Genomic DNA, 16,535 nt, shown 5'->3' on the forward strand with positions numbered 1-16,535 from the left:
ACAGACTATTTAGAGAGGGTGTTAGTGGCCGGTATGGGCGAAGTGCTCGAAAAATGAGCATTCATGCTCTTGCCCTGGGACGGCAAATGTCATCATTTTTATACCTGGGATAAAACACCGACAAATCCAGCTTCTCATCAATCAAATGGTGAATGGCATGTTCGAACGTGCCAGGCTGCAACTGGTCGAGATAGTTAATCACCACCATCGAGTGTTGCTGATAATTGAGGGGTTTAAAACGCGGCATCATCAAGGCTCCTGCGCCAATTTGATAAGCCTATTGGATCACAGACACAGGTCAGGGGGAAGCAATTGTTGATTATTTATTGAGCTGTTTTAGGGTTTTTATACAGCCTCAACGCCCCGCTTAGGGGCAATAACACGTGGGCTAAAATTAGGAGCAAAGCGACTGAGCCCACGTGTTATTGTCCCAGGGAGCTTGCGACCGACTACAGCGGTTTGTTATGCCTTAGTTGCATTTTGTCTGAGCCCCCCAGTTTTCGTCGAAATATGCCTGATAGTATGTTGTCGCCCACGAAGGGCGAGAGAGACTTATTTTATCGGGTTGATAGATTATTTCACTAATACAACCACCAAAAACGAAGCCCGCGGAAAATATACTGATTGCCACATTTCCATTGTAATAATCTACAGCAGTAGCTTTTGTAGATTTTAATAATTGAACATACTCATCGTAACGCGAACTTGTTAATCGATATGTACCTGTGACGACACTGAATGGGACATAATGTCCGTAGTCTTTACTCCAACCTTTTTCAGTTAGGTCATATTCACCTATTTTCCCCTCTCGAATTTGAAAATAATCCAAGTCGTGAGAGTCACTTATGATCATACTTCTCAATTTATCAAAAGAGCGATGATGTTCATTGAAATGTTTAGTTAGCTCACTCTCGTTTGGGGCTGTATTAGTATTTTTGGTACACCCAACCAAAAATAAACAAAAGATAAAATAAAAATTGCGCATAAGCTTAATTCTAGGCATAACAGCTTATTATATTGAATTCGTGATTAAGTTCGCATCTGCGTCGGTAACATTGCCCTTCCATCTTCACAGTAATCCCTTATTTTCAAATAGTTAACGCTACACTTTGCGACTTCACTTTTAGCGCACTTGTGGGGAAAGTGAGAATGCAGTGTAAACGAGGTCTCAGTAAACACGCAACGTTTTCACTTTCTTCAAGCTTTACAAAGGGTTGGGTGTCTGGCGCTTGGGGAAAGTGAGCGCACATTCTCGATAAACTTCGTCAAAACAGGCTGATTCTAACGCTATCTATTACACCTGTATCAATATACATAGTTTTTCAGTTTGCGATACTTCTTCACCGCAGAGCCATCCAAATAGCCCGAGCTCTTCTCCGTGCCCTCTGTGCCTCTGTGGTGAAAGAATCTGTCCCAAAAGCACAAATAACCACAGAGGCACAAAGAACACAGAGTATTTGAAAGCATTACTGGGAACTTAGCGTCACAGTGAGAAATCTTTTCGTGCCGTTCGTGTTTTTCGTGGTGATATAGCTTCTAAATGCACTTTGACCACGAACCACAAGAAAAACACAAAACCTCTCACCGCAGAGCCGCGGAGTTCACTGAGAAAAACAGCAGCAAATTCAGTTCATGCCCTAGAAAACTCTCCGTTCTCTGCGTCTCCGCGGTGAAAACAAGGCGTTCGTGTTTTTCGTGGTAAACATCAAGCCTCAGGCATACTGATATTCCCCACCCTTTTCCAGTGCGCGCTGATAAGCCGGACGGGCATGGATACGTTTAACATAAGCGCGGATATTAGGATGTTTGTCCGTTACCAGGCCGCGGGCCAGTGAGGCTTCCAATGGAAAGCTCATCTGCACGTCGGCGCCACTTGGCTTGTCACCCAGCAACCAATCCTTACCAGCCAGTTGCCCTTCCACAAAGGCCAGGTTATTGGTCAGGTTCGGCCCGACAAAGGCACGATTAACCTTAGCAACGATGCCTGAGGCAATAGGTTTAATCAGCCAGGGCGCATTGGCCTTAATCTTATCCAGTACCAGTTTCAGCAGCATCGGCGGCATCAGACTGCCTTCGGCAAAGTGCAGCCAGTAGTGATAATGGCGATACTCGTCCGTGTCGCCAGGCGGTATCCACTCCGGGCCATATTGTTCACACAAATACTGAATAATGGCGCCGGATTCAGCCAGTACCAGCTCACCATCGGTGATCACCGGGGATTTGCCCAGAGGGTGAACCGCTTTTAGTGCCGCCGGGGCCAGCATCGTCTGGCTGTCGCGCTGGTAAGTTTGGATCTGGTAAGGTAACGCCAGCTCCTCCAGTAACCATAAAATGCGCTGGGAGCGGCTGTTGTTCAGGTGATGCAACGTTAACATGAATAATACCTTGGATTTTCTCTAAACGCTGGGTACGTAAAGCAAGCTGATTGGATCATATTCTCTGCCACTTACCCTGCTGATACTGTAAAGACCCCATCTCGGCCAGTCGGCTTTTCAGCCGCTCAAATTCAAATAATAAGGTGCCATTGGTATACAGCTTATCCAGCGCGACACTGGCCGAGATCACGACCCGGGTACCGCTGCTGTAGCACTGGTCTATCAGCGCAATAAAGCGCCGCGTCGCATCGTCCATCTGCCCCAGCGTGACCTGCCGTTCACCGGTCGGGCCTGAGCCGGCGGCACTGTCCTCTGTGCCCCTGGCTTTAATCTGTTCCTGCGGCGCTGCCGACAGCTCGGGCACATTGAACACCAACAAGGTGCTGAACTGTTGCGCCAGGGCAATATAGTCCAGATGACTGCGCGGGCCTTCACATAACGCAGCAAAGTGAAAGGCGATACACTGTTGCCGCCGCCCCACACAATTCAGCACCCGGCCATTAACTTCCACCGTGCAGGGTAAAACATCGCCCAGGTACCTTTGCAACAACTGCTGGTTTAATGCTGCCATTGGCTTTGGCCCTTGCGCAACAAAATAGCAAGGCGCCTGGGTTAGACTACGCAGCCGATAGTCTGTGTCACCACTGAGCTCTATTACCTCACAAAAGTGTTCAATATCGGCAATGGCTGGCAGAAAACGCTGTCGTTGCAGGCCATTGCGATACAGTTGCGCTGGTGCACAATTACTGGTTGCCACCAGCATCAGTCCGGCTCTGAACAGATGGCCAAATAAGGTGCCCAGCAACATGGCATCCCCAATATCCGAGACGAAAAACTCATCAAAGCAAATGACTTTGCATTGTTTGGCCAACTGTCTGGCGACATGTAGCAGCGGATCGCTTTTACCGGTCAATGGGATCAGTTGCTGATGCAGGTCCTGCATAAATTCATGAAAATGCTGACGCCGAACCAGCTCCGTTGGCAACTGGCGGGCAAAGGCATCCATCAGCATGGTTTTACCGCGCCCCACCTTACCCCAGATATACAGGCCTTGGGCTGTTGCCCGTTGATGGGTGACAATAGCCCTGGCTAGCTCGGTTAGCTTGTTGTGCACCTGCAGTTGGCTGGCATCCAGCTGTATGGCCGGGTCAAGTCTGCCAGCTAATCCAGACTTATTAATTGATATACCCACCCTCGAATTGTTCCTTTCAGCCAAATTTGTTATAAAAACCAATTACAATCAACACCTTAAATACGGACATTATATGCAGTGGTATAAAAAGTTCTTCAGTGACTACTTCACCTTTTCAACCCGCTCAAGACGTGAAGAATACTGGATGGTATTTCTTATCAACTTTGTTGTCTCTTTGCTTCTGAGCCTGCTCGGCGGCATACCTGGTCTTATCTACTCGCTGGTTATTATGATCCCCAGCCTGGCAATTATGGTGCGCCGCCTGCATGACACCGGCAAAAGCGGCTGGTGGGCACTGTTAATGCTGATTCCGCTGTTGGGATTCCTGGTGTTGCTGTTATTCCTGATTCAGGACAGCCAGCCAGAAGAAAACCAGTGGGGGCCTAATCCTAAAGCCGGGCTAGCCAATTAATACTCGACACTCAAAATAGGCTACGCCAGTTAAACATAAGGCCGCTGTTGCGGCCTTATTGCTATCCATTCATGTTACATTTTTACGCTTTTACCTAATGGAAAGCCACGGTCTTGCATTAGCGCTTCCACCTTGGCATCCCGGCCACGAAAATCCCGGTACGCTTCCGCCGGATCCTGAGCATTTCTGATTGAGAACAGGTGCTTAACCAGTTTATCAGCCATCTCTTGGTCGTAAAAACCGCCCGGTGCTTCGGCAAATGCCTGCGCGGCATCCGAGGTCAGCACTTCTGCCCACATATAGCCGTAGTAACCGGCAGAATAGCCTTCGCCGGAAAACACATGGCCAAATTGCGGCGTTCGATGCCGCATCACCAGCTCTTTGGGCATGCCTAGCGCATTCAGGGTATCCCGCTCAAAAGCGTCGGCATCAATATTGGTGGGGTCTGTCATATGCAGTTTCAAATCCACTAAGGCTGAAGCCAGATACTCTGTGGTTTTAAACCCTTCGTTAAAGGTGGCGGCTTTTTTAATTTTGCTCACCAATTCGGCAGGAATAGGCTGGCCGGTGCGATGGTGGACCAGATAGTTATTAATGACCTCGTCGGTCAGCAGCCAGCGCTCTAACAATTGTGACTGAAACTCGGTGTAGTCCCTTACCCCGCTGTTCAAGGTAGGATAGGCAACCTTGGACGACAAGGCATGCAGCGCATGGCCGAATTCGTGGAAGAACGTAGTGGCATCGTCCCAGGAAATCAGCACGGCTTCGCCCGGTGCGCCTTTAACAAAATTGGAATTGTTGGAAGACAGCACGGTTTTCGCACCATCAAAACTGGTGTGGCTGCGATAGCTGTTAGCCCAGGCACCACTGCGTTTGCCCTGGCGGGCAAAAGGATCCAGATACCACAATCCTACCAGTTCACCACTGGTTTTGTCCTTCACTTCAAACACTTGCACATCAGGATGGAATACCGGCACACTACCTTGCGGAACGGGCGTAAAGTCGAAGTTAAACAAACGTCCTGCCACATAGAACATGGCCTGGCGCAACTTATCCAGTTGCAGATACTGCTTCACTTCATCTGAGTCCAGATCATATTTAGCTTTACGCACTTTTTCCGCGTAATAACGATAATCCCATGGCTGAATCTTGATGTTAGCCCCTTCAGCGTCGGCCACCGCCTGCATATCCTTGACTTCTTCTTTCACCCGGGCAATGGCTGCCGGCCAAACCGCTTGCATCAATTGCATGGCATTTTCCGGCGTTTTGGCCATGCGGTTAGACAGTCGCCACTGGGCATAATTGTCATACCCCAGTAATTGCACCCGTTCATGCCGCAATTTAAGAATGTCGGCAATAATGGCGTTATTGTCATAGCTGTCGCCGTTATCACCACGGTTGTAATAGGTACGCCACACCTTCTCGCGCAAGTCACGTTGATCAGAGAAGGTCAGAAATGGATCCATGGATGAGCGGGTATTAGTAATGGCGTATTTACCAGGCTGGCCTCTGTCTTTGGCCACCTGCGCAGCCGCGTTAACCAGAGATTCTGGTAAGCCACTCAGTTGGGCCTTATCCAGGAATAATACGTAATTTTCCTCGTCTGCCAGGACGTTATTGGCAAACTGGGTATGCAGCTTGGACAATTCCAGATTAATGGCCGCGTAACGCGCCTTTGCCTCATCATCCAGGGTTGCGCCATTACTGGCGAAGCTGTCATAGATCAGGTACGCCAGGCGCTGCTGATCGGGACGTAAGGTGCTTAAATCATCACTTTCATACACCGCTTTAATCCGGGCAAATAGCTTGTCGTTTTGCACGATACGGGAATTAAAGGCTGACAGTTTGGGTGCCATGTCTTTTTGGATGGCGCGAAACTCTGGGCTGGACAGGTTGGAACTGAGGATTCCGTAATAGGTAAATACTCTGTCCAGTTCTTTACCGGTGCGCTCATAAGCAACAATGGTATTTTCAAAGCTGGGCGGGGCCGGATTGTTGGCAATCTTATCAAGCTCAGCCAACTGCGCCGCCATGGCCGTTTCCAGTGCGGGCTTCACCTGAGATAGCTGCATTTTGTCAAATGCCGGCACACCACCATAAGGACCGGACCACTCAGCCAACAACGCATTGGCGGATTGAACTTGTGCTTGCGCAGCACTGACTGACTCTGGCGGTGTTTGCTGGCAAGCCGCCAGGGGGCCAAGTAATGCCGCTGCCACGGCGATTTTAACGATAGGGTAAGAGAATTTTTTCATGTGTTTAGGCTTCTCGCGGCAGGTGAAAAAACGCAGTTTACCCACAGTAGAACAAGAAGCCCATGCCCGTGTCAGTCAGGTCCAGTGTCTTTTGGTTAAAAATTGTTTCCATCGCAGTAAGCCGTCCCTTTAGCGAGTCGGCATTGACGTGCCGCCTGTCAGGCCCTCAATACAATTTTTTGCAATGAAATCTGCAAATTGCAACACAGAGGCGGAAAATAGGGTCTAACCTTTAGGTAGGGTCATCAAGTACCTGCTCTTTTCTCAATCGCGTGATTTCAGTTGATTATCCCGGAGGTGGCTATGGGTATTTTCGAGCACTACCAACAACGATATGAAGCTCACAAAGAAGAAGAATACAGTATCAGCGAATTTCTTGACCTGTGTAAGCAGGACAAAACAGCCTATGCTAATGCCGCTGAACGTCTGTTATTGGCCATTGGCGAGCCGGAAATGGTGGATACTTCCCAGGAACCGGCATTGAGCCGTATATTTTCCAACCGCACCATTGCCAGGTACCCGTCTTTCTCTGACTTTTTCGGCATGGAAGAATCCATCGAGCAAATTGTCTCCTACCTGAAACATTCGGCTCAGGGCCTGGAAGAGAAAAAACAAATACTCTATTTGCTTGGTCCGGTGGGCGGCGGTAAGTCATCGCTGGCCGAGAAACTCAAAGAACTGATGCAAAAAGTACCAGTGTATTGCCTGAAAGGTTCACCGGTGAATGACCATCCCCTGTCATTGTTTAATGTCTCAGAAGACGGCGAGATCCTGGAAAAAGAATACGGCATTCCTAAGCGCTACCTGAAAACCATTATGTCGCCCTGGGCCAGAAAACGCCTGCATGAATTCAATGGCGATATTTCCAAGTTCCGGGTGGTGAAAATGCATCCCTCGGTATTGGACCAGATTGCCGTGGCCAAAACCGAGCCTGGTGATGACAACAATCAGGACATCTCGTCTCTGGTGGGAAAAGTGGATATCCGTAAACTGGAGACCTTTGCCCAGAATGACCCGGACGCTTACAGTTATTCGGGTGCACTGTGCAAGGCCAATCAGGGCCTGATGGAATTTGTGGAAATGTTCAAGGCCCCGATCAAAGTGCTGCATCCTTTGCTTACGGCCACGCAGGAAGGCAACTACAATCCCACCGAAGGTTTCTCTGCCCTGCCCTTTGACGGCATTATTCTGGCCCACTCCAATGAATCAGAGTGGATGAGTTTTCGCAATAACCGCAATAACGAGGCCTTTCTCGACCGGGTGTATATTGTCAAAGTGCCCTACTGCCTGCGGGTCAGCGAAGAGCAGCGCATATATCGCAAACTGATAGAAAGCAGCGAATTAACCGGTGCCCCTTGTGCACCTGGTACGCTGGAAATTCTGTCTCAGTTCAGCGTGCTGTCACGGCTCAAAGAGCCCGAGAATTCCAGTATTTACTCCAAAATGCGGGTATATGACGGCGAAAGCCTGAAAGACACCGACCCTAAAGCCAAGTCATATCAGGAATATCGTGACTATGCCGGCGTGGACGAAGGCATGGAAGGTCTGTCTACCCGTTTTGCCTTTAAAATCCTGTCCAAGGTATTTAACTTCGACGCTCAGGAAGTGGCAGCCAACCCGGTTCATCTGTTTTATGTACTGGAACGCCAGGTCGAACGGGAGCAATTTCCGCAGGACACCACCGAGCGCTACAAAGAGTTTTTAAAGGGCTACCTGGTACCCAAATATGTGGAGTTTATCGGCAAAGAGATTCAGACCGCTTATCTGGAATCTTATTCAGAATATGGCCAGAACCTGTTCGACCGTTATGTGACTTATGCGGATTTCTGGATCCAGGATCAGGAGTACCGGGATCCAGAGACCGGCCAGTTATTTGACCGTGAAGCATTAAATGCCGAACTGGAAAAAATCGAAAAACCTGCCGGTATCAGTAATCCCAAAGACTTCAGAAATGAAATCGTTAATTTTGTGTTGCGTGCCCGAGCCAACAACAAAGGGAAGAACCCGGCCTGGACCAGTTATGAAAAACTGCGCACTGTTATAGAGAAAAAAATGTTCTCTAATACCGAAGATCTGCTGCCGGTGATTTCCTTTAATGCCAAAAGCAGCGCCGAAGATCAGAAAAAACATGACGACTTTGTTAAGCGCATGACGGAAAAAGGCTACACCAAGAAACAGGTAAGGCTGCTGTGTGAATGGTATCTACGCGTGCGTAAGTCATCCTAAAGCGCGAGGTAGTGGTATGGCGCATTTTATTGACCGCAGAGCAAACAGTAAGGGTAAAAGCACTGTCAACCGGCAGCGCTTTATCCGCCGTTACAAGCAACAAATCAAGAAGGCGGTGTCAGATGCGGTGTCCAGACGCAGTGTCACCGATATAGACACCGGGGAAAGTGTTAATATCCCCACCCGGGATATCAAAGAGCCCATATTCCACACCGGCAAAGGTGGCGTTAGGGATATGGTTCACCCTGGTAATGATCAGTTCAGTCAGGGTGACCGTATTCAGCGCCCACTGGGCGGACAAGGCGGTGGTGCAGGCAAAGGCAATGCCTCTGACAGTGGCGAAGGTCAGGATGATTTTGTTTTTCAGATATCCAAAGACGAATATCTGGATCTGCTGTTTGAAGACCTGGCCTTGCCCAATCTGAAAAAAAACCAGTTGGACAAATTGGTGGAATACAAAACCTACCGGGCAGGGTTTAAAACCGACGGGGTGCCCAGTAATCTGGATATTGTCCGTTCACTGCGCGGCTCCATGGCCCGGCGAATCGCCCTGACCGGTGGTAAACGCAAGGCACTGCGTGAGCTGGAAGCTGAGCTTCAGGCCCTAAAGAACGACAAACACGACCATGAGCTGGACATTATCGAGCTGGAAAAGCAGATTGCAGAGCTTAAGTCGCGCATTGCCAGAGTGCCGTTTCTGGATACCATTGATCTGCGTTTTCGCAACTTTGAAAAACGCCCCTTGCCCACCAGTAAAGCCGTGATGTTTTGCCTGATGGATGTGTCCGGCTCTATGGACCAGGCCACCAAGGACATGGCTAAGCGATTCTATATTCTGCTCTACCTGTTCTTAACCCGCACTTACAAAAATGTCGACGTGGTCTATATTCGCCACCATACCCAGGCTAAGGAAGTAGACGAACAGGAATTTTTCTATTCACAGGAAACCGGCGGCACTATTGTATCCAGCGCCCTTAAGTTAATGGACGAAATCGTTCAGGCCCGCTATCCAAGGGGAGAATGGAATATCTATGCCGCACAAGCCTCAGATGGAGACAACTGGGCAGACGATTCGCCACAATGTGCAAGCTTACTGGACGAGCGCCTGTTGCCCTTAGTTCGCTATTACGCTTATATCGAAATAACCCAGCGACAGCATCAAAGTTTGTGGCGGGAGTATGAAGCCCTGGCCACCTTACACGATAACTTTGCCATGAAACATATTCGTTCGGTGGAGGATATATACCCGGTATTTCGCGAGCTGTTTAAAAAGCAGGTTGCATAACGCGCCAGGCCACCCGGTAACATCTTGGTTACATTTGTTTACTTGTTGTTCGTTGCATCTTTGGTGTAGCGTTACACTTGAAGCCAAAGGACTTCAATAATTCACTATAAACAGGGAAACTAAACCTATGAAAAAGCTACTTATTGTCGCTGCTGTGGCACTTGCCATAGGAGGCTGTGCAGGAAACAAGTCAGATGGCCAGGTTGCCGCGAATAATCAGAGTGCCGAACGCGACGATATGATTTGCCGAGCTGAGCGCACTACTGGCAGCATGTTAAAGATGAAAAAATGCAAAACACAGGCACAGATTGATGCAGAGCGGGAAGAAGCCCGCAATACCATGCATACTATCCATTCCAGTATTACCGGTGCTACCGGTACTGACAAACGCTAAGATCAGTTAGCACTTGAAACAAGCCGCCAATCAGGCGGCTTTTTAATTTATGCCCTACGACAATTAGCCGCGGAACGAGAAGAACGAGCGGAATCCCGCCGAGCCACTGCCACTGCGTTTTTCGGAGCGACGACGGCGCATCCATGCATGCAGCTCCTTACGTTTGGCTTCCAGCCAGTCGGCTTTAGTCGTGTGAGCCTGCTCACCACGACGCTCAATTTCATTGTGACGGTATACGCAAAACTCTTCGTAGGCCTTCAGGTCGTCAGCCAGCTCACGGGCCACCAACTCAATCATAATGGCGTCATCCAAAAAGCCCAGTACAGGCAATCTGTCATCAATTAAGTCCTCGGCCTTGGCAAAATAAGCCAGTGCACTTAGCACATCCAGCTTCTCTTCTTCGGTCAGATCCCAGTCATTGTCTTCTACCATATTGACCAGTTGTTCGAGCTGCAGCAGACGGCTGGCAACAAACTCCGGAACTTCATCACGCACTTCGGTAGCCAGCTTGCGAGCGGCGGTCAGTACCTCGGCGCGGTCCAGATCACGCACCGCATCCTGCGTTTTTTGCATCATCTGGCGATAATAATCCAGGTCCTGTTCCTGAAGATCAAAGTTAATAGTCAATGCCATGTGGTTGCTCCCTGTTGCTAAATTTGTAGTTAGTATGTCCCGATGCAAGTCGGGTTGTAATGGCAGATTATGGCCATCGCTTTAATACAAGTGCAACAGCAAATTAACCTTTTCATCCAGCCATCAGGCCTAAGGGGCGAAGGTTTGCGCATCCAGCGGACTGTTAAGGGTAATAAACTCACGTAAAACCTCGGCATCCACAAAGCCGGTATCCACATAACCAGGATGCGTAAGCAATACGGGGTAACCATCACCACCCGAAGCATTAAAGCTGTTCAGGGCAAGACGATAAAGTCGCTCTGACTGCAACGGCTTACCGGCAATCTCTATCACCCCATCTTTGTCACTGATCTTCACATTATAAAGCTGTGCATAGGCACCTGAATCCGGGGATTTGGCAGCCACATTCAGCAGATATGCTCTCAGTGCTTCGCCCTTCATATCCACATACGCAAGGGTATTGCCAAAAGGCTGTACCTTTAACACTTGTTTATAACTGATGTCTCCACTGGCAATGGAATCACGGATGCCACCACCACTGATGATTGCCAAATCGGCCCCCACCTTGTACATTTGCGCTGCACCAATTAACTGGCCAAGGTTGGTCTGCACAAACCGCACTTTATCTCTGTTGCCTTCGAACCCCCCATGGGTTTCGCCGATTTTCACCGATAATTTAGCCTGACCTTTTTCCTGATAAGGGCGGATTAATTGCAGCATCTGGGTATTTTCACTGATAGCCGGTTCCGGTACGCCCTGCAAATTAACCGGTAATAACTGATAACGACCTAAACTGAGTTTGCCCTGCTGGTAAGTAAAATCGGCCCGGCCTACGTATTTACCCCATTCATGGGCCTGCATAATCCAGGTGCCATTTTGCTTGTCTGGCTGGCAGGCCTGTCCTGGTTGGTAATCCGTACGATTGTGGTTGGGTTTTTCCATACACAGCGGCTCCTGCGAATGACCACCGATGACCATGGCCAGGCTTCCTTCGGGTAATGCCCTGGCTAAAGCCACATCACCAGGCGCATTAACGCCACTTTTGGCATCGTCGTAGTGGCCCATATGGGTCACCGCAATGATTAAATCAGGTTGCTCCTTAGTTTGAATCTCGGCCACCAGTTTCGCGGCTTCGGCCTTGGGATCGCGAAACTCCAGTTCACCAATAAAGGCCGGATTACCTATTTTGGCGGTATCCTCAGTGGTCAGGCCCAGCACGGCAATACGCAGCCCCAAACGCTCAAACATCTGATAGGCCTGATATTTGCGCTTACCAGTGCGCTTGTCATAAATATTGGCAGATAGCATAGGAAAGCCTGCCCACTGACGCTGCTTTTCTATTACCGCCAGGGGATTGTCAAACTCATGATTACCCAAGGCCATGGCGTCATAGCCCAGCATTCGCATGCCCAGAAAATCCGGCTCGGCTTGCTGCAGGTCTGATTCAGGCACACCGGTGTTAATGTCACCGCCAGAAAGCAGCAATAGCTCACCGCCGTTTGCCGCTACCTCCTGTCTGATAGCGTCAATCAGGGTTTTACGCGCCGCCATGCCATATTCGCCCTGCTCATTGCGCCAGAAGCGCCCATGATGGTCATTGGTGTGCAGAATCGTAATCTGCTTAGGTGGATCAATCTGGGGGGCAGCACAGGCAAACAAATAAACTGCAAAAAAAGGCAGCAGAAGCAGGCGAAGACGAGCTAATTGCATGGAATGGGGTATCCAAAAAACAAAAGTATAGATTGTTATTCAGGCAAAAGTGCCGGGTGGAGTCTGATACATCAGTAGCGTCCATCCCTGGACAAAAAGCCGCCAGAGATTGGCGGCTTTGTATGGCTGTCGGGCCAGATTACCAGATACGAACACGCTCTTCTGGCGCCAGATACAACGCATCGCCAGGCTGCACGTTAAAGGCTTTATACCAGGCATCGTGGTTTCTGGGTGCCAGTGCTCTGTAGCGACCAGGCGCATGCGTGCCGGCGCGTAACTGGTTCAACATACTCTGTTCGGTACGTTTTTCCTTCCACACCTGAGCCCAGGCCAGGAAGAAACGTTGATCACCGGTCAGGCCGTCAATCACCGGGGCCTCTTTGCCATTAAGACTCAGTTTATAAGCATGGTAAGCCATAGAAAGACCACCCACATCGCCTATATTCTCGCCAAGACTGTTGCGACCATTAACAAAATTGCCTTCGATGGGTTCATATGCGCTGTATTGGGCCGCCAGCATATCGGCTTTTTGTTCAAATGCAGTGCGGTCTGCATCTGTCCACCAGTTAGTTTGTACGCCGTGGGCATCAGATTTTGAGCCCTGGTCGTCAAAACCGTGGCCCATTTCATGGCCAATTACCGCACCGATGGCACCATAGTTAACCGCTGGGTCAGCGTTCGGATCAAAGAAAGGCGCCTGCAGGATGGCTGCAGGAAAAACGATTTCGTTAAAGGAACTGTTGTAATAGGCATTCACTTGCTGTGGTGGCATACCCCAACGTTCACGATCTGTTGGCTTCAGTTCGCGTTCAATGTCCTGGGCATTGAAGAACTTGCGCAGGTTGTGCACATTGCCCAACAAATCATCCTGGCTGATACTCAGGCCTTCAAAAGACTGCCACTGATCCGGATAGCCGATTTTCGGTCTGAAGGCTTCCAGTTTCGCCAAGGCATTCACCTTAGTCTCTTCGCCCATCCAATCCAGATTTTTAATCCTTTCACCCAAGGCAGTGCGCAGGTTTTTCACCAGTTCAGACATCTGCTGTTTAGAACTTTCCGGGAAGTATTTATCGACATAAACCTTACCAATGGCAAAGCCCAGCGATTCAATATCAGACATCTCATCCACCGCCCGCTTCCAGCGTGGACGTGGCTCCTGCTGGCCACTTAAGGTTTTGCCGTAAAAGTTGAAATTGGCTTGGTATATCTCTTCTGCCAGATAACCCGCATTGCCGCTGATAGCATGGTAAGTCAGATAGTCCTTCCATACCTGCAGAGGCGTATCGTTGATTATCCCGATAACGGCTTTCACCGGCTCGGGGTGGCTGATATTCAGGTTAGGCACCTGTAAGCCGCTGGGCGTAAAATACGCACTCCAGTCAAAATTTGGGTACAGATCGGAAAGTGCGGCACGTTCCACCTGGTTCAAGGTCAAATCGCGGTCACGTCGCTTTTCACGCGGCCATTGAACTTCAGCAATACGGGTTTCCAGCGCCAGGATCTGTGCAGCCTTGTTTTCGGCATCATCAACCTTGGCAAATGCCAGCATCTCGGCCATATGGGCCTGATAAGCCTTACGGATATCGGCAAAACGCTGGGAATCTTCCAGATAATAGTCACGATCCGGCAGGCCTAAGCCGCCTACGCCCACACTTACTTCATATTTATCGGGATCCAGACGGTTGTACCACAATCCGGCATAAATGGGCGTGTTGGTGCCAGTCAGCCAGGCGTTACCAAAAGCCTGGGTCAAGGCGCTGACCGAATCAATCGCGGCAATATCCGCTAGCATGGGCTGAATGGGGTTGATTCCCTTGGCATTAATACTGTCGGTATCCATATAGGCACGATAAAAATCTGCAATCAGCTTTTTCTCGCCAGTTAAATTCCCGGCAGTGGCCAGTTCGTCAATGATGGCTTTGACCTGCTCTTCACTTTTGTCAGCCAGGGCAGTAAAAGCACCGTAACGGGTCTTATCAGCCGGCATCACATAATTGTCGTACCAGGTACCACTGGCATACATAAAAAAGTCATCGCCGGGTTTCACTGATTCATTGCGGGCGCTTAAGTCTACACCGAAGCTCCCCAGTTCCGCTTTACCGGTCTGGCTTTGCTCTGCAACGGCAGGTGCAGCAGCCTGTTGTGACGAAGTATTGTCACCACAAGCACCCAGCACAAAAGTTGAGGCAATCAGGGTTGCCAGAAGAGATTTTTTCATGGTTTCCTCTTTTTATATTCTCGTTATCGGTTGTTTTCGTGTCGTGCAGTCTGACCTTAAGGCAATTCACCAATGGATGCCAGATGCTGCTGTTATTCCGGTGTGCTATACAGTGTCAAGTCCTTAACACGTATCTGCTTCCATCTGGGCAAAATCAACTCAAAGTCTGACGCTTTTATCGCTTCAATCAGATCTTGCCCGGAAGATTGCTGATGACGGTTATGCCAATCAAGAGGGTGTTTCAGCCACCCCCCCTGGTCAAAATAAAACAGCGTAAAGGCCGGCGAATAGTCATTCTCTTCGATTAGCAGGTAATCCTGCTGGCCATCGCCATCTAAGTCCAGCGTTTTGAGGTAGTACCCGCTATTTTGCGCTAAACGCCATGTATCAGCTTGCAGATGTGCGACAATGGCCGTCATCAACGCCTCAGGCACTGTGTTTTCCACACCTTTAATCACCTGGCTTAGCTGTACCGCGCTTGGCACTGCGGTCTCGTCCTGATGCAACTGGTACAGGGCGTCGATCCGTACTACCACCTCCGGGTGGCTATCAGCGTAGTCGGCCTTAATCTGTTGCAAAGCCTGATAGCCAGGTCCTGCCAGTTGGTGACGAAAGTAGCTAAAGTCAAAATCGGATATGGTCACTTTACCCTGTTCTAACCTGGCCATCTGGCTGTCAGCAGAGATTTGCAAAAAATTCAGCAACGGCGAATTGACCAGCAACATGGCTAACAGCACTATTTTACCCATCGGGACGTTGACCTTGCATAAGCCGATAAGCCAGTGGTCACGCCTGCGTAGGATCTGCCAGAAATAGCCCAGAGAGAACAAACTCAATAGCAGCCAGATCAAAACCGCCCAGCAGCGGGATACCGACCAACCGTATTGTTCGACACGCAGATACAATCCATAGGCGCTAACCAGACTGTACAGTGGCATCAGCGCCAAGCCTGAATAGATTAGTCGATGCAACCAGCGTGGATACACAGTCGCCTCTGTCTGGGCCTGATAAACACTGTTCACAAAAAACAGCATCAGCGCCAACATCCATAGAATCAGCGTACTGCCGCCTGATTGCCAAAGTGGCTCCAGCCCCGTAAAAGGGAGTGTGACTAAAAACAGTGCACTAACCAGCACCAGCATTACCAGCAGCCACTTCACCAGTAGTTGCTGAATATGCACAATGGTATCAATAATGGCGGACTGACGTCTGAGCAGACTTATCCCCAATCCCAGTGCCATAGCCAGTATGGGATAATAAAACCAGTGGGAAGTGAAAAGCGCTTCGAAGAATTTAATCCCTACCGCATCGAACAGCGCAGCCCATAGCATCAATACCAGCCAGACGCTCAACGTGAATCCAAGGGCCAGGCCCAGCGTCAGAAAGTTGCGCCAGGAATGCAAAAACAATGCAGGATACTGCAGATGTCGAAAACTGCCCTGAGCCAGACCTTGCTGCAGATACATTAATGTCTTAAAACTGGCAATCGCCAGGGTAATTGCCAGGCCGGGTAACAGCACCTGTTCATCAACATCGGCAATTGGTTGAGCCTGACGCCCCACGTAAAACCCCAACCCAGCCAGAATCAGGCTGTAGGCCCCGGTCCAGGCAAACAGCGGTTTTAAATTGGTATCGTTCAAACCCAGCAGCAACACCAACGGCCCGCCGATCACCAATGCATACAAGGCAAATAGCAAGTCAGGATGGTGGTACGGCCAGATGTCCAATTCGATTGTCTGGTGCAATCCTAACAACGCCAGGCCCTGCAAGAGCGCAATTAAGATCAGTAATTTCGAAGGAATAGCGGTTTGATTCAAGATCTGCTCCATGCACAT

At 49.6% G+C, this 16,535-nt stretch carries 12 protein-coding genes and 1 pseudogene; 4 read left to right on the forward strand and 9 right to left on the reverse strand.

The window, feature by feature from the left end:
• Positions 1–76: 76 nt before the first annotated feature.
• The 4 genes and pseudogenes from CSR04_RS06755 to zapE all read right to left on the reverse strand — a co-directional run.
• Positions 77–247, reverse strand: a pseudogene (locus tag CSR04_RS06755) (IS1182 family transposase); the annotation flags it as partial.
• 222 nt (positions 248–469) lie between these two features.
• On the reverse strand, positions 470–985 hold the full coding sequence (locus CSR04_RS06760; protein ID WP_146027116.1) for a hypothetical protein: 516 nt from the start codon (positions 983–985) through the stop codon (positions 470–472).
• 727 nt (positions 986–1,712) lie between these two features.
• On the reverse strand, positions 1,713–2,375 hold the full coding sequence (locus CSR04_RS06765; RefSeq protein WP_102795519.1) for a glutathione S-transferase family protein: 663 nt from the start codon (positions 2,373–2,375) through the stop codon (positions 1,713–1,715).
• 55 nt (positions 2,376–2,430) lie between these two features.
• Entirely contained in the window at positions 2,431–3,567 is a 1,137-nt protein-coding gene (gene zapE, locus CSR04_RS06770) for a cell division protein ZapE (RefSeq protein WP_172449268.1), read from the reverse strand.
• 73 nt (positions 3,568–3,640) lie between these two features.
• On the opposite strand from zapE, the gene CSR04_RS06775 reads away from it, so the two are divergent.
• The gene (locus CSR04_RS06775) at positions 3,641–3,979 is read left to right on the forward strand and encodes a DUF805 domain-containing protein (RefSeq protein WP_102795521.1); all 339 of its coding nucleotides are present in this window, start codon (positions 3,641–3,643) and stop codon (positions 3,977–3,979) included.
• 74 nt (positions 3,980–4,053) lie between these two features.
• Here the strand turns inward: CSR04_RS06775 and CSR04_RS06780 are convergent, their stop codons facing one another.
• Positions 4,054–6,234 (reverse strand): M3 family metallopeptidase, encoded by a 2,181-nt coding sequence (locus CSR04_RS06780; RefSeq protein WP_102795522.1) that lies wholly within the window; start codon positions 6,232–6,234, stop codon positions 4,054–4,056.
• A gap of 303 nt (positions 6,235–6,537) precedes the next feature.
• On the opposite strand from CSR04_RS06780, the gene CSR04_RS06785 reads away from it, so the two are divergent.
• From CSR04_RS06785 to CSR04_RS06795, 3 genes are all read left to right on the forward strand, one after another.
• A complete protein-coding gene (locus tag CSR04_RS06785; RefSeq protein ID WP_102795523.1) occupies positions 6,538–8,460 on the forward strand; it encodes a PrkA family serine protein kinase in 1,923 nt (640 codons plus the stop codon).
• A gap of 16 nt (positions 8,461–8,476) precedes the next feature.
• Positions 8,477–9,745, forward strand: a complete 1,269-nt coding sequence (locus CSR04_RS06790; protein WP_102795524.1) for a YeaH/YhbH family protein — start codon at positions 8,477–8,479, stop codon at positions 9,743–9,745.
• 127 nt (positions 9,746–9,872) lie between these two features.
• A complete protein-coding gene (locus tag CSR04_RS06795; RefSeq protein WP_102795525.1) occupies positions 9,873–10,139 on the forward strand; it encodes a putative periplasmic lipoprotein in 267 nt (88 codons plus the stop codon).
• Between the two features lie 63 nt (positions 10,140–10,202).
• On the opposite strand, the gene CSR04_RS06800 is transcribed toward CSR04_RS06795, so the two are convergent.
• The 4 genes from CSR04_RS06800 to CSR04_RS06815 form a co-directional block, all read right to left on the reverse strand.
• The gene (locus CSR04_RS06800) at positions 10,203–10,772 is read right to left on the reverse strand and encodes a YkvA family protein (protein ID WP_102795526.1); all 570 of its coding nucleotides are present in this window, start codon (positions 10,770–10,772) and stop codon (positions 10,203–10,205) included.
• Positions 10,773–10,901: 129 nt separating this feature from the next.
• Positions 10,902–12,482, reverse strand: a complete 1,581-nt coding sequence (gene ushA, locus CSR04_RS06805) for a bifunctional UDP-sugar hydrolase/5'-nucleotidase UshA (RefSeq protein WP_102795527.1) — start codon at positions 12,480–12,482, stop codon at positions 10,902–10,904.
• A gap of 139 nt (positions 12,483–12,621) precedes the next feature.
• Positions 12,622–14,700: a M13 family metallopeptidase gene (locus CSR04_RS06810; RefSeq protein ID WP_102795528.1), complete on the reverse strand. Its 2,079-nt coding sequence runs from the start codon at positions 14,698–14,700 to the stop codon at positions 12,622–12,624.
• Between the two features lie 92 nt (positions 14,701–14,792).
• Entirely contained in the window at positions 14,793–16,529 is a 1,737-nt protein-coding gene (locus tag CSR04_RS06815; RefSeq protein ID WP_172449269.1) for a DUF4153 domain-containing protein, read from the reverse strand.
• Between the last annotated feature and the right edge of the window lie 6 nt (positions 16,530–16,535).

It is taken from the genome of Bowmanella denitrificans (assembly GCF_002887595.1).
In the GTDB taxonomy this organism is placed as follows: domain Bacteria; phylum Pseudomonadota; class Gammaproteobacteria; order Enterobacterales; family Alteromonadaceae; genus Bowmanella; species Bowmanella denitrificans.

Excerpts from the sequence above, each read along its gene's own strand:
- CSR04_RS06760 (WP_146027116.1), bottom strand. The coding sequence starts at position 985 with ATGCGCAATTTTTATTTTATCTTTTGTTTATTTTTGGTTGGGTGTACC.
- CSR04_RS06765 (WP_102795519.1), bottom strand. The coding sequence starts at position 2,375 with ATGTTAACGTTGCATCACCTGAACAACAGCCGCTCCCAGCGCATTTTA.
- CSR04_RS06775 (WP_102795521.1), top strand. The coding sequence starts at position 3,641 with ATGCAGTGGTATAAAAAGTTCTTCAGTGACTACTTCACCTTTTCAACC.
- CSR04_RS06780 (WP_102795522.1), bottom strand. The coding sequence starts at position 6,234 with ATGAAAAAATTCTCTTACCCTATCGTTAAAATCGCCGTGGCAGCGGCA.
- CSR04_RS06785 (WP_102795523.1), top strand. The coding sequence starts at position 6,538 with ATGGGTATTTTCGAGCACTACCAACAACGATATGAAGCTCACAAAGAA.
- CSR04_RS06790 (WP_102795524.1), top strand. The coding sequence starts at position 8,477 with ATGGCGCATTTTATTGACCGCAGAGCAAACAGTAAGGGTAAAAGCACT.
- CSR04_RS06795 (WP_102795525.1), top strand. The coding sequence starts at position 9,873 with ATGAAAAAGCTACTTATTGTCGCTGCTGTGGCACTTGCCATAGGAGGC.
- CSR04_RS06800 (WP_102795526.1), bottom strand. The coding sequence starts at position 10,772 with ATGGCATTGACTATTAACTTTGATCTTCAGGAACAGGACCTGGATTAT.
- ushA (WP_102795527.1), bottom strand. The coding sequence starts at position 12,482 with ATGCAATTAGCTCGTCTTCGCCTGCTTCTGCTGCCTTTTTTTGCAGTT.
- CSR04_RS06810 (WP_102795528.1), bottom strand. The coding sequence starts at position 14,700 with ATGAAAAAATCTCTTCTGGCAACCCTGATTGCCTCAACTTTTGTGCTG.
- CSR04_RS06815 (WP_172449269.1), bottom strand. The coding sequence starts at position 16,529 with ATGGAGCAGATCTTGAATCAAACCGCTATTCCTTCGAAATTACTGATC.